Raw genomic sequence first — 585 nt, forward strand, 5'->3', positions numbered from 1 at the left:
TGGCGTCCCCACGGGGATTCGAACCCCGGTCGCCACCGTGAAAGGGTGATGTCCTAGGCCTCTAGACGATGGGGACGCACGAAAACTTGAGTTGTACTGCTATCCAGACGGCCTAATGCCTGGAGTGGTGGAGCCAAGCGGGATCGAACCGCTGACCTCCTGCATGCCATGCAGGCGCTCTCCCAGCTGAGCTATGGCCCCGTGTAACCGAGCCGCCTATCATACCGGCTTATTCACGTTTGTGGAAGCTTTTTTCGAAGCTTCCTGACAATTGAAGGATACACCCACCGAAGTGAAGATCCGACAAGCGCCACGCCCGTGAAGGCCGAAGGCGATGAACAAAAAAGACCCGGTTTCGTCCGGGTCCCGGTTGTTCAGATGAGTGGCGTCCCCACGGGGATTCGAACCCCGGTCGCCACCGTGAAAGGGTGATGTCCTAGGCCTCTAGACGATGGGGACGCACGAAAACTTGAGTTGTACTGCTATCCAGACGGCCTAATGCCTGGAGTGGTGGAGCCAAGCGGGATCGAACCGCTGACCTCCTGCATGCCATGCAGGCGCTCTCCCAGCTGAGCTATGGCCCCA

4 tRNA genes are annotated in these 585 nt (G+C 58.8%); all 4 read right to left on the bottom strand.

The features are described from left to right. The 4 genes from H9654_RS17665 to H9654_RS17680 all read right to left on the bottom strand — a co-directional run bounded on the left by H9654_RS17665 (position 1) and on the right by H9654_RS17680 (position 584). Positions 1 to 76, bottom strand: a tRNA-Glu gene (locus tag H9654_RS17665). Positions 77 to 125: 49 nt separating this feature from the next. Beyond that, positions 126 to 201 (bottom strand) — tRNA-Ala (locus tag H9654_RS17670). 182 nt (positions 202 to 383) lie between these two features. Continuing rightward, positions 384 to 459: transfer RNA gene (locus H9654_RS17675), tRNA-Glu, on the bottom strand. Positions 460 to 508: 49 nt separating this feature from the next. Continuing rightward, positions 509 to 584 (bottom strand) — tRNA-Ala (locus tag H9654_RS17680). Position 585: the final 1 nt, after the last annotated feature.

It is taken from the genome of Stenotrophomonas lacuserhaii, assembly GCF_014836545.1.
Taxonomy (GTDB): Bacteria; Pseudomonadota; Gammaproteobacteria; order Xanthomonadales; family Xanthomonadaceae; genus Stenotrophomonas; species Stenotrophomonas lacuserhaii.